General features: G+C 66.8%; 22 protein-coding genes. 7 read left to right on the top strand and 15 right to left on the bottom strand.

The genetic code is table 11. From position 1 onward, the window contains the following. Positions 1-84 precede the first annotated feature (84 nt). Positions 85-501, top strand: coding sequence for a hypothetical protein (locus tag AB0F86_RS06100; protein WP_356982360.1), 417 nt, complete (start codon positions 85-87; stop codon positions 499-501). Beyond that, positions 498-1,433 (top strand): hypothetical protein, encoded by a 936-nt coding sequence (locus tag AB0F86_RS06095; protein ID WP_356982358.1) that lies wholly within the window; start codon positions 498-500, stop codon positions 1,431-1,433. Before AB0F86_RS06100 ends, AB0F86_RS06095 begins: the two co-directional genes overlap by 4 nt. An 81-nt stretch (positions 1,434-1,514) precedes the next feature. Here the strand turns inward: AB0F86_RS06095 and AB0F86_RS06090 are convergent, their stop codons facing one another. The 3 genes from AB0F86_RS06090 to AB0F86_RS06080 form a co-directional block, all read right to left on the bottom strand. Beyond that, on the bottom strand, positions 1,515-2,777 hold the full coding sequence (locus AB0F86_RS06090; RefSeq protein ID WP_356982356.1) for a helix-turn-helix domain-containing protein: 1,263 nt from the start codon (positions 2,775-2,777) through the stop codon (positions 1,515-1,517). Between the two features lie 93 nt (positions 2,778-2,870). After that, positions 2,871-3,038 carry a hypothetical protein gene (locus AB0F86_RS06085; protein WP_356982354.1) on the bottom strand — a complete coding sequence of 56 codons (168 nt, stop codon included), beginning with the start codon at positions 3,036-3,038 and terminating at the stop codon, positions 2,871-2,873. A gap of 207 nt (positions 3,039-3,245) precedes the next feature. Then, a complete protein-coding gene (locus AB0F86_RS06080; RefSeq protein WP_356982353.1) occupies positions 3,246-4,466 on the bottom strand; it encodes a helix-turn-helix domain-containing protein in 1,221 nt (406 codons plus the stop codon). A 160-nt stretch (positions 4,467-4,626) separates the two neighbouring features. Between AB0F86_RS06080 and AB0F86_RS06075 the strand changes: the two genes are divergently transcribed. From AB0F86_RS06075 to AB0F86_RS06065, 3 genes are all read left to right on the top strand, one after another. Further along, positions 4,627-6,063, top strand: a complete 1,437-nt coding sequence (locus tag AB0F86_RS06075) for an AMP-binding protein (protein ID WP_356982352.1) — start codon at positions 4,627-4,629, stop codon at positions 6,061-6,063. Positions 6,064-6,153: 90 nt separating this feature from the next. Further along, positions 6,154-7,968, top strand: coding sequence for a DUF3556 domain-containing protein (locus AB0F86_RS06070; RefSeq protein WP_356982350.1), 1,815 nt, complete (start codon positions 6,154-6,156; stop codon positions 7,966-7,968). Between the two features lie 31 nt (positions 7,969-7,999). Then, a complete protein-coding gene (locus AB0F86_RS06065) occupies positions 8,000-9,415 on the top strand; it encodes an NAD(P)/FAD-dependent oxidoreductase (protein WP_356982349.1) in 1,416 nt (471 codons plus the stop codon). 52 nt (positions 9,416-9,467) lie between these two features. Here the strand turns inward: AB0F86_RS06065 and AB0F86_RS06060 are convergent, their stop codons facing one another. Then, positions 9,468-10,655 (bottom strand): helix-turn-helix domain-containing protein, encoded by a 1,188-nt coding sequence (locus tag AB0F86_RS06060; protein WP_225280166.1) that lies wholly within the window; start codon positions 10,653-10,655, stop codon positions 9,468-9,470. A gap of 301 nt (positions 10,656-10,956) precedes the next feature. Continuing rightward, positions 10,957-11,427, bottom strand: a complete 471-nt coding sequence (locus AB0F86_RS06055; RefSeq protein WP_356982348.1) for a hypothetical protein — start codon at positions 11,425-11,427, stop codon at positions 10,957-10,959. A gap of 192 nt (positions 11,428-11,619) precedes the next feature. On the opposite strand from AB0F86_RS06055, the gene AB0F86_RS06050 reads away from it, so the two are divergent. After that, complete coding sequence (locus AB0F86_RS06050; RefSeq protein WP_356982347.1) at positions 11,620-12,066, top strand: helix-turn-helix domain-containing protein; 447 nt, start codon at positions 11,620-11,622, stop codon at positions 12,064-12,066. A gap of 15 nt (positions 12,067-12,081) precedes the next feature. On the opposite strand, the gene AB0F86_RS06045 is transcribed toward AB0F86_RS06050, so the two are convergent. The 9 genes from AB0F86_RS06045 to AB0F86_RS06005 are packed head-to-tail and all read right to left on the bottom strand — an operon-like array spanning position 12,082 to position 21,906. Next, positions 12,082-14,040, bottom strand: coding sequence for an acetoacetate--CoA ligase (locus AB0F86_RS06045; RefSeq protein ID WP_356982345.1), 1,959 nt, complete (start codon positions 14,038-14,040; stop codon positions 12,082-12,084). After that, complete coding sequence (locus AB0F86_RS06040; protein WP_356982343.1) at positions 14,037-14,768, bottom strand: class II aldolase/adducin family protein; 732 nt, start codon at positions 14,766-14,768, stop codon at positions 14,037-14,039. The genes AB0F86_RS06045 and AB0F86_RS06040 overlap by 4 nt, the downstream gene beginning before the upstream one ends. 15 nt (positions 14,769-14,783) lie before the next feature. Continuing rightward, entirely contained in the window at positions 14,784-15,452 is a 669-nt protein-coding gene (locus AB0F86_RS06035; RefSeq protein WP_356982341.1) for an MBL fold metallo-hydrolase, read from the bottom strand. A 25-nt stretch (positions 15,453-15,477) separates the two neighbouring features. Further along, positions 15,478-16,575 carry an alcohol dehydrogenase catalytic domain-containing protein gene (locus tag AB0F86_RS06030; RefSeq protein ID WP_356982339.1) on the bottom strand — a complete coding sequence of 366 codons (1,098 nt, stop codon included), beginning with the start codon at positions 16,573-16,575 and terminating at the stop codon, positions 15,478-15,480. After that, positions 16,572-17,570, bottom strand: a complete 999-nt coding sequence (locus AB0F86_RS06025) for a hypothetical protein (protein WP_356982338.1) — start codon at positions 17,568-17,570, stop codon at positions 16,572-16,574. Before AB0F86_RS06025 ends, AB0F86_RS06030 begins: the two co-directional genes overlap by 4 nt. Before the next feature lie 21 nt (positions 17,571-17,591). Further along, positions 17,592-18,563, bottom strand: coding sequence for a TAXI family TRAP transporter solute-binding subunit (locus tag AB0F86_RS06020; protein ID WP_356982336.1), 972 nt, complete (start codon positions 18,561-18,563; stop codon positions 17,592-17,594). Further along, complete coding sequence (locus AB0F86_RS06015) at positions 18,560-19,393, bottom strand: fumarylacetoacetate hydrolase family protein (RefSeq protein ID WP_356982335.1); 834 nt, start codon at positions 19,391-19,393, stop codon at positions 18,560-18,562. Before AB0F86_RS06015 ends, AB0F86_RS06020 begins: the two co-directional genes overlap by 4 nt. Before the next feature lies 1 nt (position 19,394). Beyond that, on the bottom strand, positions 19,395-20,324 hold the full coding sequence (locus tag AB0F86_RS06010) for a VOC family protein (protein WP_356982334.1): 930 nt from the start codon (positions 20,322-20,324) through the stop codon (positions 19,395-19,397). Further along, complete coding sequence (locus AB0F86_RS06005; protein WP_356982333.1) at positions 20,317-21,906, bottom strand: bifunctional 3-(3-hydroxy-phenyl)propionate/3-hydroxycinnamic acid hydroxylase; 1,590 nt, start codon at positions 21,904-21,906, stop codon at positions 20,317-20,319. The genes AB0F86_RS06010 and AB0F86_RS06005 overlap by 8 nt, the downstream gene beginning before the upstream one ends. A 188-nt stretch (positions 21,907-22,094) precedes the next feature. Here AB0F86_RS06005 and AB0F86_RS06000 point away from each other — a divergent pair, with 188 nt between their 5' ends. Then, the gene (locus AB0F86_RS06000; protein ID WP_356982332.1) at positions 22,095-23,447 is read left to right on the top strand and encodes a DUF3533 domain-containing protein; all 1,353 of its coding nucleotides are present in this window, start codon (positions 22,095-22,097) and stop codon (positions 23,445-23,447) included. A 58-nt stretch (positions 23,448-23,505) separates the two neighbouring features. Here AB0F86_RS06000 and AB0F86_RS05995 read toward each other — a convergent pair whose 3' ends face one another. Beyond that, complete coding sequence (locus AB0F86_RS05995; protein WP_356982330.1) at positions 23,506-24,432, bottom strand: VOC family protein; 927 nt, start codon at positions 24,430-24,432, stop codon at positions 23,506-23,508. Positions 24,433-24,441 lie beyond the last annotated feature (9 nt).

The following is a 24,441-nucleotide window of genomic DNA, read 5'->3' as shown; positions in this document are numbered from 1 at the left end:
ATGGACATATTGCACCGGGTATCGAGGTAGGTAATGGCCATCCAAGACAATCGACGTCGGACACGAAACCTGCGACTGACCGCTGTGACGTTCGCGATCGGGTTCGGCGTCCACGGCTTGGATCATCTGCGGCGCGGCATGGACGCTTCGCCGATGTCGATCATGATCGGCGGCAACGTGCAGGCAGTGCTTGTCGCCGTCGCCGTTCTGATGACGATGACTCACCGGTACCGGGCGCCGGAAGCGGCGATCGGCATCGGTTTCGGCAGCGCGGCCGTGTTCACCTACGCCCACCTGCTACCGACATTCTGGGCCGACTATCAAGACAGCTATATCTCGTTGCCGCACACCAACGTCACCTGGTTCTCCTGGCTGAGCGCGATCACCGAGATCGGCACCGGTCTCGTCTACGGGTTCGTCGGCGTCGGCGTACTACGAGCGAGGAAATCAACCGACCCATCCGCGCGTCTCGACGCCTCCTCGCCCGGAACAAACCGATGAGGGTCCTGGTGCTCGGCGGCTACGGTGCCGTAGGCGGCCATCTCGTCACCGAGCTCCGCCGCCGAGGAGACGCGGTGGTCGTCGCCGGCCGCGATCCGGCACGCTCGGACACGGTCATCGATCTCCAAGACCCTCGGCTGTCGGCCTATCGTGCGGCGCTGCCCGGCACCGATGTGACAGTCAACGCCTCGGGAGCCGAAAATCCACGATTGGCTGCCCTCGCCGGTGACCACGGGTCCGCGTTCATAGAAATCTCGGCCACCTCCGAATATCTCGACGACCTCGCACGGACAAACGTGGGATCCCCGGTCGTCGTCGAGGTCGGCCTCGCCCCTGGGCTCACCAACCTGCTCGCAGCAGCAGTCCACCGAACCTCGCCGGGCCCGATCGACCTCGCCGTGTTCCTCGGCGCCGGCGAACATCACGGCGCTGCCGCCGTCGAATGGTCATATCGACTGCTGGGCAAGCACTTCCGCGACGGCGACGGCTACATCCGCAACTACACACAGCCCGAGACCTTCGTGCTACCCGGGCACCGGAGACCACGGCGGCTCTACCGACTCGATTTCGCCGACCAGCACACCCTCCAGCGCGACTTCGACGTTGCTGTCCGCACGTTCTTCGGTCTCGATTCCCGACTTGCCACCACCGCACTCGCCGCACTCACCTGGCTGCCCGGCGCCTCGAAAGCGCCACGCGGACTCCACTTCCCAGGGACCGACCGATGGATCGTGCTGGCCCGCGGCCACGACGGGACCACGCGCTGGGCACGCGGAACAAACCAATCCCGCGCGACCGCGATCGTGGCCGCCGCAGCCGCGACTCACGCGCCGCACCTCCCCCACGGAATCCACTCCCTCCATCGCGTTCTCACACTGGCCGACCTGCCCCTGGGTGACATCGAACTCGACATCCCGGAGCCGGGCCGCTGACCGACTTCCGCAACAGCGGCGAGGTGTCGGATGAATTCGCGGGCCGACGGTCTCGGCGCAGTGTCCCGTGTCGCGACGGTGTCAGCTCGCGCGCGAGCCGGGATCTTCGGGGACTTCGGTGGTTTTCGTGCTGCGGTGCGCCCGGATCAGCAGGGCCGCGCGCAGATAGCACAGCCCGGTGATGTCGTTGAGGTCGAATCCGGTCATCTGGGTGATCCGCTTCAGCCGGTAATCGACGGTATTGGTGTGGATGAACATCTTTCGCGCGGTGCGCGCACGTTGCATATTCGTCGCCAAATACACCTCGAGGGTCTGCATCAATTCAGGATGCGGCTCGAGGGAATCGACAACCGAACTCAGATAGTCGCGGGCGGGCCCCGGTCGGGTGAGCTGATATTCGAAAGCCAATTCGTGCGGGCGGTAGACTTTGCTCGGCCCGCCGAGGCGGTGCACTATTTCGACGAGTTCGTGAACCTCTTCGGCGGCGCGCGGGATCTCTGTCGGCGCGGCCGTCGTCACGACCGCGCGCAGCGGTACCTGGGCGGCCGCGGACAGGTGTGCCACCAGCTCGTCGAGGTCTGCTCCGGCGAACTCGGAGGCAGGCAGCAGCAACGTGCCACCATCCACGCTGAGCAGCGAGAGCGCCTTGCCGTCGCACCGGTCGGCCAGTTCTGCCTGGACTCGCCGCAGCTTGCGTCGGGCGACTACTTTCGCGTTCAACCCCGGTTCCGATTCCTTTGCATGGGGCGGAAGTTCGAGCGCCATGACGTGATACTCGGCGTCGATCTCGATGCCGCATTCCCGCGCCATCGTCGCGGTGTTCTGGCCGCCGAGCAGCGCCGAGGTAAGGGTGTGCACGGCGGTATGGTGCTCGCTGACGACAGCACGCAGTTCCCGCACATACGCCGCCGACACCGCGGCGGTGATCATGTCCTGGGCGTCCATCAGCCGCCGTACCACGCCGACCATGGTGTCGTAATCATGGTTGGCGACATTGGTGATGATGAGGTCGAAGCCGAGTTTGAAGCCTTCGTACACGGCGTGGTGGATGGTGTCGATCGGAATGCCCTCGCGCGCCCAGTCGGCGGCGGCAGCCTGTACGCGCTCCACCCGGCCGGGCAGATCACGGCCGTCGAGCATGCTTCGGGTGAGTTCCAGGCAGATCCTGGTGACGGTGGTGATATCGCCGTCGAGCGCTTCACCGGGCAGTGTGCCGCAGGGGACGACGTTTTCGATGAAATGGACAACCATCTGCCGCGAGATCGCGCGCACATCGCTCAGGGGCGTCGACACCGGGCGGCCCGCGGCGGTCAAGAACGGTTCGATGGAGGTCGTAACAGCCATAGTGAATCCTTCCCACCCGAGTTCGTAGTTACCGGGCGCGGGCAGGTGCGGGCGCCCCGACGCTCGCCCACACCCGCCGCACGGTCCGGCGGATCAGAGGCAGAAGCTCACTTCCAGCGGCCCCAGCGGCAGCGGCAGGCAGACCTCGACCGAACCCGAAACAGGTGCAGGCGCGGCGGCGGTGGCGGTGCCGACGCTCAGCGCGGCGGCCGACATGACGAGCGCGGCAACGGCGAGCGGGCGGCTGATTTTGGCGTTCATATGTACTTCCTCGATTGTGCTCGTGAACATCCCAACCTCGGGACATCTCGATCAGATCACGGCGACGCTCGAAGCTCATTATTCCGGGCGAGGTTTTGACGTTCCCATTTCGCTCGCCGCACAATCCTCGGAGGAATCCACAACAAATGGTGACGGCCGTTTCCACCCCTCATCGGGTATGTACGCGGTCGTCGGCACCACGACGGTTCAGGCCCTCGGCAGACCCAACTGCACACAGGCCAGCAGCGCCACCTCGATGTCGAGCCGGTGCTCGGTGAGCGGATGCCCGAGCACCTCCTCGGCTTTGCGCACCCGATAGTGCACGGTGTTCTTGTGAACGTGCAGACGAGCGGCGGCATCGGTGTAACTGCCTCGCGCGTCGAGGAATACGCGCACCGTCTCCCGGAGCCTGGCCGCCGTCTCGTCGGTGCCCATCAGTCCGCCGAGCACGCGCGCCGCCCAGGCCTGGACCCGCGTCACGTCATCGGCGAGCAGCCCGGTCAGCGCCACGTCCGCGTAGGCGAGCACACCGCGGGATCGGGCGGCCACCGCCACCGAGCGAGCCCGCTGTGCGTCGTGGAAACTCTGCCGGAATCCCGCGAGCCCGGTCGCGGGATCCCCCACGGCCATCGAGAGAATCGGTGTCGCGCGCAGCTCCCGCACCAGCCGCGCGGTGTCGAGGACAGGCCTGCCGGTCGAAGCCAGCCACACCCAGCGGGTGTGCTCGTCGATTTCGACGGTCATGGGCGAACGGGCCGACACCGCAGCCAGCACCTGGATGCCGGCTCGCAACACAGGCCCCGGGTCGGCGGTTCCCGGCGGTGTCCACAGCAGCACGAACTGGTGCCAGCCGCGCAGCGACGCCGACAGCATCTGCTCCGCGGAGGCCAGATCCAGCTCCTCGGCGTCGAGCACCGCGCGGACCTGGGCGGCACGAGCGGCATCGGTGCGCGCGTCCCAGCGGCGTCGCTCCGTGCCGTAGATATCGATCAGGCCCTCGATCACCTGATCGATGTAGCTGTTGACGAGCTCGGCGACGCGTGCGGCGGCCGCCAGCGCCATGGCGGTCGGCGGCGCCAGCTCGGTCAGCAGCGTGATCGTCCACTGCACGAACATGTGCTCGCCGAGCCGGTAGGCCCGCAGCAGCGCCTCCAGCGACAGATCGTGCTGGGCGAAGCGGCGGGCGTACTCGGCGGCGGCGGGCGGCACGGTGATGTCGTCGAGCCCGATGCCGAGGGTGAGGATGTCGATGATGGCGGTGAGGTTCGACTCGGTGCTCGCAACCATGAGTCGGCGGACCTCGTCATCGTGGCGGAACTCCGGGATGGTGTCGGCGAACATCGTGGTCATCGCGGGAGTGAGCCGGTCCAGATCCGCCTTGATCCGGCCCGCCACCTCGCGGACAAGGGCGTCGTAGTCGGGGGCCATGGGCGCCGACACTACCCCGCGCCTACCCGCCGACCAGGCTGTTTGTACCCGTGGCACAACGGGGGCTCGCAACGCTGGTCTCCCGGCCCGTAGCCGCCACCGAGGCCGGTCCCTACCGTGGGTGATGTAACCCAGATCACAATCAGCCTCGTGAGGAATCATGCGACAGATCGTCGAATTGCCCACCACCCGAGCGGTTTCCGCGCCGGACGCGCCGTGCCTGGCCGACGACACCACCGCGCTGACGAACGCGCAGTTCCGGGACCGGGTGCACGGCGCCGCCTCGGTGCTGCGCCAGGCGGGTGTGCGTGCGGGTGACGTGGTCGCGGTGGTGCTGCCCAACCGCGTCGACCTCGTGGTCGTGCTGTTCGCCGCCTGGCAACTCGGTGCGGCGGTGACACCGGTGAACCCGGGACTGACCGACGACGACATCAGCTTTCAGATCGCCGATTCGCGAGCACTGGTGGTCGTCGGTGACCCCAACCGAGCGGGGACAACCCTCGACGTGGCCGAACTGGCGCATTCCGCCGGCCCGGTCGCGGCAGTGGCCCCTCGCGACGGTCTGGCGCTGATCATCTACACCAGCGGTACCACCGGCCGCCCCAAGGGCGTGCTACTCGGCCACGACAACCTCGCCGCCATGTGCGCGATGGTCATCGGCGCGCTCAGCCTGGACCACACCGACCACAGTCTGCTGATCCTGCCTCTGTTCCACGTCAACGGGATCGTGGTCAGCGTGCTGTCGCCGCTGCTGGCCGGTGGCCGCACCACGATTGCCGGGAAGTTCTCCGCGACCGGCTTCTTCGACCTGGTCGAGCGGGTCCGCCCGACCTACTTCTCCGGCGTGCCCGCCATCTACGCCATGCTGGTGGCCCAGCGCGCCGAGCTGTGTCCCGACACCTCCTCGCTGCGGCTGGCGATCTGCGGTGCGGCACCCATGCCCGCAGAGCTCATCGCCCGATACGAGGACCGTTTCGGTGTCCCGGTCGTGGAAGGCTACGGGTTGTCCGAGGGCACGTGCGCCTCGACACTGAATCCGGCGTCGGGACAACGCAAGCCGGGCACGGTCGGCCTGCCACTGCCCGGTCAGACCGTGCAGGTCGTCGACCTCGACGGCGTCGCGCAGCCCGCCGGGGAACGCGGCGAAGTGGTGATCAGCGGACCGAATGTCATGCGCGGGTACCTCGGCAAGCCCGAGGAGACGGCGAAGACGGTGATCGACGGCCGGCTGCACACCGGCGATATCGGCTATTTCGACCCCGACGGCTACCTGGTCCTGGTGGACCGGATCAAGGACATGATCATCCGTGGCGGGGAGAACCTCTACCCGAAGGAGATCGAGAACGCGCTCTACACCCATCCGTCCGTGCACGAGGCGGCGGTGGTCGGAGCGCCCGATCCGGTGCTCGGGGAGGTGCCGGTCGCGCACGTGGTCACCACCGGCGCCGTGACCGCCGCCGAACTCACCGAGCACTGCCGCGAGCGGCTGGCCGCGTTCAAGGTGCCCGCGGCGATCGTGCTCACCACCGAACTGCCGCGCAACCCCGTCGGCAAGATCGACAAGAACCGGCTCCGCGCGCTCGCGACGACCGCCTGAACACCCTCCACCGGAAGGTAATTCGGAATTCGAGGCAATTCCGGTCGCGGTCGCGCGCGCCCGGAACACGACAAGAAAGGCATGAGAACAATGGGGTTCAAAACAGGTGATTTCCCCCCGGTGGATACGGAGACATTTCTCGATCTGCCACTGCGCGACCGTGTGCGCACCCTGGCCCTGCACTGGGTCGAATACGGCTTCGGCTCACCGAAGATGATCCACACCGTCTATGTGCTGAAACTGCTGGTGCTCTACATCTTCGGCGGCGTCCTGGTGTCCACGCTGACCTCGGGAACCGGCCCGTTCTGGGACATCGGCGCCTGGTGGGATCAGCCGATCGTCTACCAGAAGCTGGTGGTGTGGACCGTCCTGCTCGAGGCGATCGGCGTGGCCGGATCCTGGGGTCCGCTGGCGGGCAAATTCAAGCCGATGACCGGTGGCGTGCTGTTCTTCGCCCGGCCGGGAACCATCCGGCTACGACCGTGGCGGCGGGTGCCGTTCACCGCGGGCAACACCCGCACACCCTTGGATGTCGTGCTGTACCTCGGGTTCCTCGCGACCCTCGGGCTCGCGCTGCTGGCACCCGGACGCCCGTCGCAGTCGCTGCTGGAACGCCTGCCCGACAACACTTCCGGGCTGATCAGCCCCGCGCTGCTCATCGCCGCGATCGCGCTGTACATCCTGTGCGGGCTGCGGGACAAGACGATCTTCCTGGCCGCGCGTGGTGAGCAATATCTGCCCGCGCTGGTGTTCTTCGCCCTGCTGCCGTTCACCGACATGATCATCGCCGCCAAGCTGCTGATCGTGATCGTATGGGTCGGCGCCGGGGTGTCGAAGTTCGGCAAGCACTTCACCAATGTCGTGCCGCCGATGGTGTCCAACAGCCCCTCCATGCCGTTCCGATCGGTCAAGCGCGCCCACTACCGCGACTTCCCGCACGACATCCGCCCGTCCAGGCTCGCCGCGTTCATGGCGCACGTCGGCGGCACCACCGTCGAGGTGGTCACCCCGATCGTGCTGCTGTTCTCCACCAACCACTGGCTCACCCTGGCCGGCGTGGCGATGATGGTCGTGTTCCACCTGTTCATCACCTCAACCTTTCCGCTGGCGGTGCCACTGGAATGGAACATCCTGTTCGCCTACCTGACGGTGTTCCTGTTCCTCGGCTACCCGAACGGGGAGGGGTACGCGGTGTTCGACATGTCCTCGCCGTGGCTGACCCTGGCGATCGTCGTGGCGCTGGCGTTCTTCCCGATCGTCGGGAACCTGCGCCCGGACCTGGTGTCGTTCCTGCCGTCGATGCGTCAGTACGCGGGCAACTGGGCCTCGGCGCTGTGGGCCTTCGCCCCCGGAGCGGAGCAGAAGCTGAACACCATCGAGCACCGGCCCACGCTCAACCAGCTCGAGCAGCTCCAGGCCATGGGTTACGAGCCGACCGTCGCCGAGATCACCATGCAGCAGACCATCGGCTGGCGCTCCATGCACAGTCAGGGCCGCGGCCTGTTCTCCCTGCTGTACAAGCACATTCCCGATATCGACCGCTGGACCGTGCGCGAAGCCGAGTTCGCCTGCAACTCGCTGATCGGCTTCAACTTCGGCGACGGGCACCTGCACAACCTCGACCTGATCGAGGCGGTCCAGCAGCGGGTCGGGTTCGCGCCCGGAGAATGGATCGTGGTCTGGGTCGAATCGCAGCCCATCCACAAACCCACCCAGGAGTACATGGTGATCGACGCCGCCGTCGGCGTGATCGAGCGCGGCACCTGGCGGGTCGCCGACGCGGTCGAGGCACTGCCCTGGCTGCCCGGTGGTCCCATCCCCCACCAGGTGACCTGGCGGCGCGAAGACGTCGACGCCCCGATCGTGTCCCGCCGCGCGGACACCACGGTCCTGCCCGCCGAATAGCCCGGAAACCGCAGACAGACAGGACGAGTCCATGAAGACGGCGACAGTGGTCGGCAGCGGCCCCAACGGGCTGGCAGCGGCGATCACCCTGGCCCGGGCGGGCCTGGAAGTGGCAGTGCTGGAAGCGGCCGACACCATCGGCGGCGGCACCCGCTCCCACGAGGCGATCGTGCCCGGCCTGCTGCACGACCACTGCTCGGCCATCCATCCGATGGCCGTCGGCTCGTCCTTCCTGCGCGGCATCGACGTGGAACGGTACGGATTGCGTTGGGCGCATGCGGAATTGGATTGCGTGCACCCCCTCGACGACGGCAGCGCGGGGGTGCTGCACCGCTCGGTCCGCGACACCGCCGCCGGACTCGGCGCCGACGAGCGGCTGTGGCGCAGGCTGTTCGAGGGCCCGGTGGCCGGCTACGACCTCACCAGCGCTGACATCATGCGGCCGCTGCTGCGCTTGCCCCGGCATCCGATCCGGCTGGCGCGCTTCGGGATTCCCGCGACACTGCCCGCCACTTTCCTGGCGCGGGCCTTCCGCACCGAGCAGGCTCGGGCGCTGTTCGGCGGCGTCGCCGCGCACGCCTTCCATCCGCTGCACCGACCGCTCAGCGCCAGTATCGGTCTCGGCATCCTCACCGCCGGCCACCGATACGGGTGGGCGGTGGCGGTCGGCGGCTCTCAGCGCATCGCCGACACTATGGCCGCGGTCCTCGGTGACCACGGCGGCAAGATCGAAACCGGTGTCCGGGTGCGCTCGACGTCGGACCTGCCGCCCTCGGATATCACGATCTGGGATCTCGCGCCGACCGCGGTCGCCGAGATCCTGGGCGACCGGCTACCCGCACGTGTCGCCCACGCTTACCGCCGATTCCGTTACGGGCCGGGCGCTTTCAAAGTGGACTTCGCTGTCGAGGGCGGTGTCCCGTGGACCGCCCCCGCCGCGCGACGGGCGGGCACCGTGCACCTGGGTGGCGACTTCGCCGAGATCGCCGCGGCCGAACGCGACATCCACGCGGGCCGGCTGCCACAGCGCCCCTTCGTCCTGGTCGGACAGCAGTATCTGGCCGACCCCGGCCGCTCGGTCGGCGACATCCACCCCGTGTGGACCTACGCCCACGTGCCCAACGGCTACACCGGTGACGCCACCGAGGCGATCATCGCTCAACTCGAGCGCTTCGCCCCCGGCTTCCGCGAGCGGGTGATCGGCATGTCGGTCCACAGCACGGCCGAATTCGCCGCGGGCAACCCGAATTTCTTCGGCGGCAACATCATGACCGGCGCCAAGGACATCCCGCAGCTGGTCTTCGGCCCGCGAAAGACCCTCCAGCCCTACGACATCGGCGTCCCGGGCCACTATCTGTGCTCGGCGGCGACGCCACCGGGCCCGGGCGCGCACGGCATGTGTGGCGCGAACGCCGCCGAGCGGGCACTGCGGAAGACGCATTCCTGAGGCCTCGTCGACCAGCGGGTTACGTCGACCCGAACCACCGGATAGGCGTAACTCAATCCACCGCGCGTCGGGACGAGTCGAGTCGGTGCACGGTGAGAGCGGCCGCGAGCATGCGGGATTCCCGGGGGACGGTGGGGTCGAGGCCGGTGAGTTCGGCGATGCGGTGCAGTCGATAGGTGAAGGTGTTGGGGTGGACGTGGAGGCGACGGGACGCTGTTTTGCGGTCGGCGCCGTAGTGCAGATGGGCTTCCAGCGCGTCGAGCAGATGGGGGCTGGCCAACAACGGAATCACGCGTTGGGCCAGTCTCGCTCGCGCGGGGCCCGGACGCGTGAGCTGGTACTCCAGCAGCAGATCGTCGAGCCGGTAGCAGCCACCCGGTCTGCCGCGCAGGCGCGCCAATTCGGTCAGTTCGATCGCGTCTTCGGCGGCGGCCGGAATATCCGCACGACCGACGCCGGGGAGTTCGGCCAGATACACGGTCACGCCGAATTGCTCCGAGAGTCGCGCGGCGAGTCGGTCGAACTGCTGGGCTTCGACGGTTCCGGTCTCGGAGCTGTCGCTCACCAAGGCGATTCCGGTCTTCCCGTCGAAAGTGGCGGGCGTGGTGGTGCCGGTGAGGTCGTCGAGTGCGTGTTGCAGCACCCGGATCCGGCGCCGGGCCACCAGATTCGCGGCGCTGCCAGTCAGCAGCGGTTCGTTCAGGTGTATCGCCAAGACGGTGTAGTGATCGGCGAGAATCGTGTCCGCGCGGGCCGCGAGTTCCTCGGCGGGCAGGCCCCGCACCAGTGCCGAGCACAATTCGCGACGCGCCTCCCGCTCGGCGTGATAGATCGAGCGCTCGACCTCGGTGTATGCCTCCACGACCGTCAGATTGATATCGCGCAGCAGATCGAGAAGTCTGCCGAATGCCATCAGGAATTGGTCCATCTCGTCCGGTTCGACCAAGGCCGATGCCTCGGCAAGCAACGACTTCGCCGATGCGTGGATCGCGGCGATGAGCATTCGCAGCGGCAGCCGGTCCTCGGCGTGCCGTTCGGCGACGGGTCCGACGAAGACCGCCACCTCGGCCTGACTGAAGTCACGACCGGCGGCGATGGCCTCCAAGACCGCACGGCCGCAGGTCAGGATCGTCGGCAGCACCTCCGCGGTGAAGTGGTCGGCGGGTAGGTCGGCGGGTGTGGTGGCACCGAGACCTTCCGCGAGCATGCGTTCGGAGATCTGCGGCCATCGAGCGAGCATGCGGGCAGTCAGAGCGGGTCGCACGGAAACAGGCTTTTCGACGAGCATGCCCCGATTGTGTTCCGAAGACAGGCCTGCAGTGGTAGGTCCGGTCGAATACGGCCAAACCCTGGCGTCCGCACCAATTTCGTCACCGTCATCTCAGCGCACGGTGCAACGAACGTCTCCGACTACAACGTGTTGCTACTCGTCATCGTCGCTCAGTGGAGTGACGATGCGGTCCTGTGCACGCCAAACTGTCGTGACCCTACTTTCGGAGATGCGGCCGACACCAACGATGATCATGTTCGACACCAGTGCCTTACCCTCCGCGCCGTCCGCGCAGATCTCGCGGGCGACGCAGCGGATCGTCGACGGAGTTCTGCACGCGATTCGCCCGCACAATGCGCCCAGCAATGTCCTGCACGACGAAATACATGCCGTTGTCAGAGAATGTCTGGAATTGGTGAGCGGCGCGCGCGATCACGATGTACGCGCGGTGCTCCGCCCCGCTGCCGCACGATGGGCGACCACCGGTGTTCCCATCGAAACCGTCCACCGGCTCGTGCAGACAGGGTTCCGTGTTCATCTGAACGACCACACCTCGAATCCGAGGTACCAAAAGAATCTCGGCAATGTCGCCAAGATCATGGAGGCGATGCAAACGGTCAACACGACGATCTACCGGGTCTATCTCGAGGTCGATCGGTTCGTCGCCGATCACCATGGTCGGCAGGCAGTCGCCCGTGCCCTGCTCAGCGGGCGAAACGCGTCCGCGGTCGCCCGTGAACACGGAACACCGCTCACCGAGCGGTACCTCGTCTTGTCGGTGGCCGCCCACTCGCCCGGGCCCGGGACTGTTTCACCCGGAAACTTCGTCGAGATGCTCGAAGACTGTCTCCCACAACCCGTTTCCGCGTTGCACAGCACGCTCGGTGGCACCGTGTTGATTCACGGCACGCCGGATACCGAGACAATTCGGCACATGCTCGTGCGGACATCGCTGATCGTGATCGCGATCGAGGCAGCGGGTGACGATATTCCGGCGGCCACCGAAGTCGGCCACGAATTGCTCGACGTCGCGCGCAGACTCCGCAAACGACCAGGCCTGTACGACTTCGACGATCTCGCAGTCGAATATCAGCTGACTCGTCCCGGTCCCGGCCGCGACTGCCTCGAAACCGCGCTCGACGCGGTAGCGGTAGATCCCGAGCTGGTGACCACGCTGCGGGTCCATCTCAACAACGGACTACATCGCCGGCTCACCGCACGTGAGATGCACATCCACGAAAACACCGTCGACTACCGGCTCCGCCGGATCTACCGACTCGCCGGACTCGACCCCCGCAACCCGGAGCTCATCACGAGACTGAGAGCAGCGCTGACCGTGCGCGAGTACATGCTGGCCTCACGGGTCCCGCCTCGCGCATAGCTCGCCGAACCGACGTCAAGGCCGTGGGCTGCGTATTGCCGCGAACCAGTCGACGAGGTGCGCGTCCTCGACAGCGGTCGCGGCTACGACGTCGCGGGGATCGGCGCCCTGGAGGATCTTTTTGAGCGGGACCTCGAGCTTCTTGCCGGTTTTCGTATGGGGGATTCCCGGGGCGACGATGATGTCGTCGGGGACATGGCGAGGTGAGGTTTTCTCGCGGATGGTTCGGTTGATGCGTCGACGCAGCGGCTCGGTGAGTTCGGTACCGTCGACGAGCACGACGAACATCGGCATCCAGTATCCACCGTCGGGTTGTTCGAGGCCGAGGACAAGCGTGTCTTCGATCTCCGGAAGTGATCCGACCGCGTGATAGATGTCGGCGCTGCCCATCCGGATGCCGTGGCGGTTGAGGGTGGAGTCGGATCGACCGTGCACGATCACGCTGCCGCGGCCGGTGCGGGTGATCCAGTCTCCGTGCCGCCAAATGCCGGGGTAGGTGCCGAAGTAGGCGTCGCGGTAGCGGTGACGGTCAGGGTCGTTCCAGAACATCACCGGCATGGACGGCATGGGTCGGGTGACAACGAGTTCGCCGACTCCGCCGCGGACGGGCCGTCCTTGTTCGTCCCAGGAGTCCAGCGCGACACCGAGATACGGTGCCGACAACTCACCCGGCCATACCGGCACGGTGCGCACGCCTCCGGCGAAGGCCGTGACTACGTCGGTGCCGCCGCTGATCGAGGACACCGCCACGTCTCGACCGACGTTGTCGCGGATCCACAGTGATGTGGAAGCCGGGAGTGCGGCGCCGGTGACGCCTACCGTGCGCAGCGACGTCAGGTCGCGCCCGCGGCGGGGTTCGACGCCGGCCTTCGCGCACGTCAGCAGATATGCGGGACTGGTACCCAGCACCGTCGCGCGGGTCCGGGCGGCCAAGTCCCACAGTGCGTCCGGCGCCGGACAGGTGGGGCTGCCGTCGTAGCAGACGATGGTCGCTCCGACGAGCAGACCGGCCACCTGGTAGTTCCACATCATCCACGAGGGGCTGGTGAACCAGAAGAATGTGTCATCGGCGCCGATGTCGGATTGCAGGGCAAGCGCTTTGAGGTGTTCGAGCAGTACACCGCCGTGGCCGTGCACGATGCCCTTCGGCGGGCCGGTGGTCCCCGAGGAGTAGAGCACCCACAGTGGGTGTTCGAAAGCGACTGGAACCGTGTCGATTCCGGGCGCTCCGGAATCGTGGCGGGCGACGTCGTCCCAGTCCTGCGAGTCCGGAACCGTGGTCCCCGCGCGGGTCACGGCGATCGTCTCGCGCAGCGTGGGGATCCCCTCGCGCAGCGTGGCGATGTCGTCACGTTTGTCGTGGGCTTTGCCGTTGTAGCGGTATCCGTCGCAGGTGATCAGCACCAGGGGCTCGAGTTGGCCGAGTCGGTCGAGCGCGGCGTGGGCCGAGTAGTCCTGCCCGCACGCGCTCCAGATCGCACCGAGGCTCACGGTGGCCAGGAACGCGATGACCGCTTCGGGGATGTTCGGCAGGTACCCGACCACGCGGTCGCCCGGTCCGACACCGAGCGACCGCAATGACCGCGCCAGTGTCGCAGTGCGAGTGAGCAGTTCGTCCCAACTGATCTCCCGGAGCGCGTTGTCTTCGGTGGCGGCCAGGATGGCGGGCCGATCCGTGCGGGCGTTGCGCACCACCTGATCGACGTAATTGAGGCGGGCGCCGGGGAACCAGTGTGCCTGCGGCATGGGTTGGTTCGTCAGTACTGTCCCCGGCGCGTCCCCGAGGTCGAACCAGTCCCACACGGTGCGCCAGAATCCGGCCACGTCGCCGATCGACCACTGCCACAACGCCGCGTAGTCGGGGAAGGTGATGCCGGTGCGTGTCGTGACGAAGTCGGTGAAGGCGGTGAGTCGGGCCTGGGCGAGATCTTCCGGCGCGGGCACCCACTGCGGCAGCGGGTGGTCGTCGGTCATCGTGGGCTCCCACCGGACTCGACCGAGCGCGGTCCGTCGAATCCTCGTTCGGCACTGCGGAGCAGGTAGTCGAAGCCGGCCTGGATTTGCGTGGGGTGCCAGACCTGGCCGCGCTTGTGTTCGGTCTCGAGCTCGCTGGACCACGTCTTCGGGCCACCCGCCGACAGCGACATGAGTTGGGTGCGGCAAGCCCGTTCGAGCAGTACGGAATACATGACGGCGGTTGCCACGTCGGGTCCCACGGTGACCGCGCCATGGTTCGGGATGAGGACCGCGGCACACTCACCGAGTGTGGTGGCCAGCGCGGCACCGAGGTCGGGGGTGTCGATCAGGGCACCGGTTTCGGTGAAGCGCGGCAGTCGCTCGTATGCGAACAGCACCCCGTCGTGGGAGATCGGGCGGATTTCGCAGTTCAGTGATGCGAAGGCCGACAGGGTCAGTGCATGGGTGTGTACGACGCTGCCGACATCGGGTCGCGCCGCCATGATCGCGGTGTGGATGGGATATTCGAGGTGGCGCCGCCCGGTTCCGTCGACGACGGTGCCCTCGGGTGAGACGAGGACGACCTTGGCGTCGTCGATCTCCTCGAATCCCCATCCGGAGGCTTTCATCCAGACGCCGCGGCCATCGGGGTCACGAACGGAGGCGTGTCCCCACACCATGTCGCCCAGACCTGCGACGGCCAGGGCGCGGCTCGCCTGCACGACGTGGTTTCGAGGGTCGGTCACTGTGTCTCCTGCGGTTCAAAGGGAGCGTGTGGCGGCCGGGTCGAGGACAACCACTTCGGTGGTCTCGGGCGCGAGGTTCTTCAGCAGCTGGCAATGCATGTTCTGGTGCGCGGGCGCCAGACCCGCCTGGTGGATCGGCACGACGACGCGCGGCGCGATCGACCGCAGATAGTCGATACCCTCGCCGATCTTCATCCACGGCCCGCCGATCGGCAGCAACAAGACATCGACCGCCGCAGAGATCTCGTCGAACGCGTCACCCGGGTGGAAGACGGCGTTGTCGATCAGATAGCCGACGTTGTCCGAGGTCGGCAACGCCGCATGGACACAAGCGTGTTCACCACCGGTGATCACGATGTCGTGGCCGAGCACCGAGAGCCTCTGGCCCGGCTGCGCGATGTGTGCGGGTCGACGCATGTTTTCGGGATAGTCGGGGTTGTCCAGTGCCGCGAGTGTGCCCTCGCCGACGATCAGCTGGGCGGCGGGGTTGGCCGTCAGCAACGCCGCCAGCCGTGGACCGTCGAGGTGGTCGGGGTGGGCGTGGGTGATCAGGATCAGGTCCAGGTCGGCCAAGTTCTCGAAACCCTGCGAATAGGTACCCGGATCGAACAGGATTCGCGTCGAGGCGGCCGCGCCCGGGATCTCCACGAGAACGCAGGCGTGCCCGAAGTGGGTGATGTTCATAGCTTTTCGCCTTCCGGTGAGGTGTTCATGGGTTGACGACGGTCATCCACATCGGTTCCTTGCGGTTCACCATCGCTTCGACCGCTGTGTCGGCATCGGCGAGAGGGAACCGCTGGGTGATCAGTTCGTCCACGGTCAGAGCGCCGGATCCGAGCAGCGCGAGGACGTGTTCGGCGTCGGACCTGGTGCAGGCGCGGGTGCCGACGAAGCGCCAGCAGTTCACCATCAAGGCCAAGGGCGGCAGCGACAACGGTGTGGTGTTGCCGCCCATATGCGCGAGGGTGCCGCCGGTGCGCAGGGCGGCCATCGCCTGGCTGGTGGCCGCGCCGGACGGGATGTAGTCGGCGACGGCGTGCGCACCCTCCGGGGCCAGCTCGCGAAGGCGGCGGGTGAGACCGCCGGTGCGCTCCCAGTCGGTCGGCAACTCGTCAAGGGCGATGGTGTCGACCTCGACATCGCCGGCCAGCGACGTGACCGCGGCGAGCCGTTCGGCGGAGCGGCCGACCAGCAACAACCGGGCGATGCCGAAGTGCGCGGCCAGTTTGATCGTCGCGGTGCCCATCGTCCCGGTGGCGGCGGTGGTGACGACCGTCGAGCCGAGCGGCAGCTGTGCGCATTTCAGGATCCGCACCACATTCGCCAGATCGTGTACCTTGGCCGCGACGTCGAAGCTGACGTTGCCCGGGAGCTGATCGATCAGCCAGTGCGGTACCCGGATGTATTCGGCGAGGCCGCCGTCGTGGTAGCGCTCGTAGAGCGGCATCGGCATCGTGCCGAAGCCCGCGTGCCCGATCATCGCCTGCTGCGGGCACATCATGTCACGGTCGGTGCGGCAGTAGTCGCAGGTGCGGCAGTTGAGGTTGGGGTGCACCCGTACCCGATCACCCACCGCCAGGTCGGTGACCTGCTCGCCCACCGCGGCTACTGTCCCTGCGGCTTCGTGCCCGAGTGTCGTCGGAAGATGTTTGAAGGCGCCCATTTTCAGCAGGGCGATCATGCCGGGTGCCAGCCCGGCGGAAACGACCTTGACCACCACGTCGAGTGGTCCTGGCTGCGGAATCGGGATCTGTTCGAGGGTCAGGGTGTGTGCGCCTTCGGTGGCGCGGGCGGCGAGCATGGTCATCGCGAGCTTCTTTCCCCGGCGAGGGCATCGAGGTATTCGGGTGTGCAGGGCTGCGCGGTGCGTGAGGTCTCGGCGACCTGGGGCAGTTCGCGATGGGACAGCACGCTGAGGTAGGCGCCGTCCTCATGGCCGACGCTGGTGTGGGCGATGCCGAGCGGGATCCGGACGAAGTCGCCCGGACCTAGTTCGACGATCCCGCGCTGGGTCACCAGCGTGCGCGAGCCGCTGATCTGGTACTGGATCTCGTCGGCGTCGAGGGTCCGTGTGTAGCGCCGCACGTCTGGTTGCTCAGACGTGAATGTCACTGTGCCCAAACTGAATTGGTCTGTCGCGTAGAGCCGATCCGAATCCGGGCCGACAGCGAATACCGCGATCCGGTCGGGTTCTTCGGTGACACGATCGAGCAGTTCGTGCTCGTCGATGCCGAACACGGTGATGTCGTGGCCCAGCGATCCCATGCACTGGGTGACCGCCTCGTTGAGTTGTCCTGGCTGCCATCCGGGAAACGGCGGCAGCACGGCTGCGGATGTACGCACCGCACTACCCGTTTCGGTGACCGGCGCCGGAATGTAGAACAGCAGATGGCTTTCGGCGCGCCCGTAGTTGTCGTGCGCGACACCGCGCGGAATGCGGGAGAACTCGCCGGGCCGGTGTTCGATGGTGCCGAGTTCGGTCATCAGGGTGCGTTCGCCGTCGATCTGGTAAGAAATCTCGTCGACGTCACAATTGCGGTGATAGAAGGGCTGGCGATTGTCCATCGTCTGCCATTCGATGCGGATCTGGTCGTTCTCGTAGACCCCGCGCGGTGGGGCGAACGGCTGCGCCTGGTACTGCCGGGGGAAGTGAACCACCGTCAGTGGCGGATGATCGCGCCACAGCTTCATCGGCATCTTGCCGTCGTGTGGCGGGGAGAGCAGGTGCCGTTCGTCGCGGCGGATGCTGCGCAGGGGCACCCCGGACTTCATGGTCACGATGTCTTCGATGACAACACTCATTGCGGAGACCTCTTTGTCTCGTCAGGAAACGAATTCGGCGGCAGGCAGTGCCTGGTAGTAGGCCGCCGCGCCGGGGTGCAGCGGAATCGGGGTGATACCCATCGTCGGCGGGTCGAGCGGGTAGGTGACCGGGCTGCGCTCTGGCGGCAGGTGCTGGTATTGCGCTTCGAGGAGGTGGCGGGTCTCGCCGAGAATCCAGGCGACGGCATAGGCCAGGTCCTCGGCCATGTCCGCGCGGGCCACGACCAGGAAATCGGAGAAGTCCAGCGTCTGGAACGCGCTGCGGCCGGGAAAGAATTCGTCGGCGACCGTGGCGGCGGGCCAACCGAAGTCCCGGTCGAAGGAGGCGAGCACGTCGGGTTCGACTTCGAGGAAGCGGTAGTCGGCGCCGAACTGCTGCCAGTGCGGCAGCATGACGGCCTCGTGCACGATGGCGTTGGCGCGGCCGGCCAAGACGTGGTCGAGTGACTCGAAGGGCCGTTCGTCGCCGAGGAACTGTCCACCCCAGCCCTCGACATCGACGCCGGATCGGGCGAGCAATTCGTGGGCGGCCAGGCCGACGGCGTTGACCCCGTCGTCGACCGAAGTCGCCACCCGCAGCATCGGTTTCAGCTCGCGTAGCTCGGCGAACGACGTGACGCCGAGATCGCCGTGCACGGCGAAGACGAGCCGATCACGTTGCGGCACAACGCCGAGCGCTCGCAGATCAGGATAGTGCTCGTCGCGGTAGGTGCCGCGGCCGTCGAGCGCGACAGTCGTGAACGCGGCGGGTGTGGTCAGCGCGATATCGACTTCACCGCGCCCGACCGCGCGCACGTTGTCGGAGAACCCGCGACCGTTCCAGATACCGACCCGAGTATGTGGACCCGCACGGTCTGTGAGTTCCTGCGAGATCCAGCCACACACCCGGTGCAGATTGGCTGTCCCCCAATCACCTTGCAGTTGCACTCGCAGCGATCGGTCGATGCGGGGTTCCGTCGGCCTCGCACTCATGCGGGAATCACCTCGCTGCGCACCAGGTTCCGGACCGCTCCGACGCCATCGATCTCGACACTGACCTGGTCGCCGTCGCGCAGGAACAGCTGCGGATCGCGTCGATAGCCGACCCCACCTGGGGTGCCGGTCAAGATGACGTCACCGGGGGCGAGGGTGGTGAAGGTGGAGATCTCGGCGATCAGCCGGGGGATGGAGAAGATCAGCATCGACAGATCCGATTCCTGGACCTTCTCGCCGTTGAGCACGGTGCGGATACCCGCACTCGACAGGTCGACCTCGGCCGGCGTCACCAGCGACGGACCGAGCGGCGTGCTCGCCTGCCACGCCTTTCCCTGCATCCACTGATGGGTCTTGTACTGGAAGTCGCGCATGGTGATGTCGTTGGCCGTGCTGTAGCCGAGAACATGTGCGGCGGCATCGGCTTCGGCGATGCGACGCCCGGACCTGCCGATGACGACGGCCAATTCACCTTCGTAGTCCACCTGGGTCGACTCCGGCGGCAACACGATGTCGTCGTAGGCACCGATGAGACTGTCGGCGAACTTGGGGAACAGCACCGGATAGGTCGGCAGCTCGCGTTTGGTCTCGGTGACGTGCTCGCGGTAGTTCAGCCCGACACAGAAAACCTTCGACGGGTTGGGCACCACCGGCAGCAGCCGGACCGCATCGATCTCGACTCGGCCGCCGGGATCACGTACGGCATCGGCCAGCGTTTCCGAGGTGGTCCCGGCACCGATCTCGGTGAGACCGTCCAGCGGGACCAGGGTCGAGCCCTGTACTTCGCCGACGCGGCGCACGCCGCGGTGTTCGTAGGTCATGTACGCCATGTCAGTGTCCTTCGCTGGTCTTGCGCCACGAGGCGAGCTGGCCGCCCCACAAATTCACGGAATTAGGGATCGGCTTCCACCGGCGCGGCACATAGGTCACGCGGTCGTCGTGGAATTTCTCCATCTCGGCGGACAGTTCGATGTGGTTGCCCGCCGGGTCGTCGAAGAAGACGAAAAGGTTGTTGCCCGGGCCGTGGCGACCGGGACCCCAGGTGACATCGACGTTCTCGTCGGTCAGCCGGTCACACCAGGCCTTGAAGTCCTCCCATTCGGCCAGGTCGAAGGAGTAGTGGTCGATGTCGCCACCCACACCGACATTCACCACGGCCAGGGTGTGGTGGTCGCGGTCGCTTCGTAGCCACGCGAATCGGCCGTCCTCGAGCTGATCGGAGATGCGGAATCCGACGGTGTCGACGAAGAACTCCACCATCGGCACCACGTCGTCGGTCGCCAGGGTGATGTGCTGGTATTTGATCGGTCGGCGACCGGTGTCGGCGGCATTCTCGCCCTCGCGCGCCACGGCGGTGTGGAAGTGGACCGGTGTGCCGTGGGGGTCGGTGGTCACGATGCCGGTGGCGGTGCCGAGTCCGGCGTCGAGATAGGTCGGGTCCAGTGGCGAGACGGTGTGCCCGGCGGCCGTCAGCCGTTTCGCGATGCCCTCGACGCCGTCGAGGTCGCGGACCTCGAAACCGTAGTGGTGCAGTCCCTTTTCGCCTTCGAGGAGATCGATGACGTGATGTCCGGTGCCCCAGCCCAGGCGAAGTCCGCCCTCGGGCAGCTGCTCGTGCACCTGCAATCCGAGCACCCGGCCGTAGAACGCGGCCGACGCCGCGACGTCGGGTACGCGGAATCCGATGTGGGACACGGTGGTACGGGTCAGGGTGCCTGCCGCCGCGCTTTCCTGCAAGACGATCCGCTGTGGTCTATCCATGGCTCGAGGCCCTTTCTGTCCAGGTCGATATGTCGGTCACCGTGTCGGTGGTCCGGTCGGGGTGCCAGGCGGCCGCAACCACCCGGTCCGGGCGGAGAAGTACGAATTGCCCGGCATAAGGTTCGAATTCGCGGGCGGCTGCACCGTCGACGTCGATCAGGACCCGACGTCGAGTCCGTGGGAGGTACTCCCCCAGCGCGAGCAGCGCCGTGGTCGTTCCGAGTTGCCGGACGACCGGCTCGGCTGCGTCCCAAGCCTGCTCGTCGACATCGACGCCGATCAGCGCCCAACCCATGCCGAGCACGTCGTCGAGCCGGGCGACGCTGTGGTGAGCGGTGTCGAAGACCAGCGGCTGTCCCAGCGCGATTCCGACTCCGTCGTGTCGATCGGTATCGAGCACCAATCCTTCGGTGAAGCGCTGGACCGGTCGGTACCGCATCTGCTCGAGGTAGGCGCGGCCGTCCTCGGTGCTCAGCGCCCGCTCGATCACTGCGTCGCGGCGCTCGGCCAGTCGCGCCGAGGTGGTCATCACCACGCGCCCCAGCCGTTCCGACATCCGCACCGTGGCCTGCACATGGGCGGCGCGTTCGCGCTGATAGCTGGTCAGCACCGACGGGGCGAGCCGACCGGCGAGGACATCGGCGATCTTCCAGGTCAGGTTCGCCGCGTCCCGAATACCGGAGTTGAGTCCCTGGCCGGCGAAGGGCGGCATCATGTGTGCCGCGTCGCCGAGCAGGAAGGAACGTCCGATCATCCACTCGTCGGCGACGACCGCGTTGAACCGGTAGTTCACCGCACGTTCGATCTGCGCCGGTGTCAGCTCACGATAGGGCGCGACCAATGCGCGGATCAGCTCGAACGACGGCGCCTGGCCGGGCGTGCCCTCCCCGTCGAAGAGCCGGAATTCGTAGCGGCAGCGGCCGTCGAGCCCGGGCACGATGACATGCGGGCGGGCCGGATCGCCGTGATGCATGGCGAAGCGTTCGGTGTGCGGATCGTCGAGGGTGTCGACGACCAACCACACATCGGGGTAACTACGCCCGGTCATTTCGACGCCCTGGCCGAGCCGGGTCACCGATCGACCGCCGTCACAGCCGAGGACGTAGGCAGCGTCGAGGGTCACCGGACCGCTGTCGGTGCGCGCGTGGACTCGCACGGAGTCGGCCGATTGCCCGAACCCGGTCACTTCGACGCCGAACCGCAGCGACACATTCGGCATCTGCCCCAGTGCTTTCACCAGCACCCGTTCGAGATCTGGCTGCGCGAAGGGGTTCTTGAACGGGTACCCCAGGCGGAACGGCTGCGGGCCACGTGCCTGGAACAGCGGCGCCCCGTGACGGTCGTAGTAGCGAGTGCCCGTGCCCGGCACCACGATCGGCAGCACTTGGTCGACGATGCCCGCGCGTTGATACACCCGCAGGGATTCGTCGTCGATGCTGATGGCCTTGGGCTCGTCGCTGGTCGACTGGTTCTGTTCGACCACGACCACGTCGACGCCTCGTGCGGCGAGCAGGGCCGCGGCTGTGAGCCCGACCGGCCCGGCACCGCAGATCACCACCTCGGTTTCGTCTGGCGACTTCACCGGCGCCATCACCTCACCTTCTCCCGCTGTCGGTACGAACTCGATAGCCCAACCCTGACACGGTGTCCTGCATTACAAAAGTGACGTCCTGTATTACAGGACACTTACTCCGGCCCTCACAAGCACATGAGCGCGGTCACACCACCAAGACTACTCTAGCGCTATACCTATATTGATAGAGTTAAATGATGTCCCGAACTCCCCTCGGCCACGAGCCGCCTCCGATGCCGGTGCTCAGCTACTTCCGGCATCCCAAGAACTGGCTGATTCCCAGCGTCGTCCTGACCGCCGCCCTGTTCGTGATCACCGTGATCTTCACCGGTAGCGTCGCCGACCCGGCGGCCGATCTGCACCACGCCCCGATCGGCGTGGTGACGTCGGACAAGGGAGAAGTCGGAGACCGCGTGGTGGCCGGCATCGTGGACCGGCCACAGCAGCCGAGCGAGGCGGTGAGCTGGCGGCGATTCGACACCGTCGACGCAGCCACCACGGCGATCGCGAACAACGAGCTGTTCGCGGCGATCGTCCTTCCCGAGAACTACTCGGCCGGGCTCGGCTCGCTGCCCGGCCCGAACCCGCAACGACCCGAGATCACAGTGCTGACCAACCCCGGCGCCGGCACGATGGCCGCCCAGATAGGCACCCAGATCGCCGAATCGGCGGCACGAGGCGGGTCGACCGCGGCCGCCGGGCAGATTCTGGCGCACGTACCGGGTGCGATCAGCCCCGCCAACGCGGTGTTGCTCTCCGACCCGGTCACCATCACCCACCAGCAGGCGATGCCCTTCGGCGATCGCACCGGCAACGGTATGACCGCCTTCTTCTATGCCCTGCTCTTGATGATGGTCGGCTTCCTCGGCGCCAATGTGGTCAACGGGCTCGTCGATGCCGAACTGGGCTTCGGCCCGACCGAGATGGGACCCAAGCGGCGCATGCTGCCGCCGCGCCACATCACCCGAGTCGGCACATACGTGGCGAAGTGCCTGACCCTGGCGATCGCTTCAGTACCCGCGGCCACCGCGATTCTGGCCGCGAGCGTGTTCGTGCTCGACCTGGACCTGCCGCACTGTGGTCTGCTGTGGCTGTTCAGTCTGCTCGCGATCAACGCGATCGGGGCGGGCACCCTTGCGGTGGTCACCTTGCTCGGCCCGATCGGCATCGTGGTGAGCATGGTCTTCTTCATCGGCTGGTCGATCCCGGTGTCGGGCGGCGCGATTCCGCAGCAGGCCATGCCGCCGTTCTGGCGCTTCCTCGGTTCGTTCGAGCCGATGCGAGCCGTCGCCGACGGTGTCCGCGCCATCATCTACTTCGATGCACGCGCCGACGCGGGCCTGGGCCGCGCCCTGGTACTCCTGGTGATCGGGCTGTTCGCCGGACTCGCGCTCGGCCTGCTGGGCAATCTGTACTACGACCGGCGCGGTCTGCACCGAATTCATCCGCGGGCCATCGCGCACATTCAGGAGTTCCTGCACCGCGTGCCCCAGCACAAGGATCCGACCGCACCCGAGACGTCGGGCAGCCATCCGGCCACAGCCTCATGACCCACGTCGCCGAGCCCCCCTGTCGAAGGGCTCGGCGACGTGTATCAGCGGGCAAATGTCACCCTCGGGTGGAGTGCGAGCCGGTCATCAGCGCGGCCAAGTCGTCGGGTTCCAGAAAAGACGGCGGGGGCGGTGGCCCCCAGGCGTACAGACCCTGCAGACCTTCCAGTACCGCAGGGCTCCAGAGCTCGTCTTCGGGCACCGTATCCATATCGGAGTAGTACTCGGAGAAGTTGCCCGCTGGATCCTTGAGATACCAGAAGAAGTTGGCGCCGGCGAAATGGCGGCCAAGACCCCAGATGTGACGTTCGGGATGACCTTCGAGCATGGCGTGTGCGCCCCGGCCGACCTCATCGATGTCGTCGACCTGCCAACTGGTGTGATGCATGAAATTGACCGGCGCGGCCAGCACCAGCACATTGTGGTGCTCGACCGAGCATCGCAGGAACGCGGCCTTGTCCCCCATGTAGTCGCTGACCTTGAAACCCAAGCCCTCGACGAAGAATCGCATGGTGGCGGCGAGGTCGGTACTGCCGAGCACCGCGTGGCCGAGCTTGCGTGGCCGGACCGGTTCGGTACGCGACAGGAACGGGGCCCGGCCCCACCGGTCGATGCGGCCGGGGCCGTTGTACGGCGTCGGCGCTACGGCCGGCTCGGTGATGATGCGCGGTCGCACCAACACCCGCACCACGGTGCCGGTGACCGGTTCGACGGCACGCACCGACAGCGGATTGCTGTCGCTCGGCACCCCGATCGCCGCGAGCCGGGCGGCCACCGAGGCGATATCGTCGCTGTCGTCGGCGGCGACGGTGAGGTCGAGGAGCTTACGCAGCGGTGCGTGCACCACCTGAAGTTGTTCACCGCCGTCGCGGGTGGCGAATCGCCCCTCGCCGAGGTGATCGAGCCCGAAATCGGTGTAGTAGCTGATCGTTTCGGCCGGGTTGGGAACCCCGATGGTGACCTTGCCCAGTCCGTGCAGTGCCATGTCGAGGTC

Origin of the sequence: Nocardia sp. NPDC023733 (assembly GCF_040639775.1) — a bacterium.
GTDB lineage: Bacteria > Actinomycetota > Actinomycetes > Mycobacteriales > Mycobacteriaceae > Nocardia > Nocardia rosealba.
The sequence above is the reverse complement of the archived record's forward strand: the minus strand, read 5'-3'. Positions and strand labels throughout refer to the sequence as shown.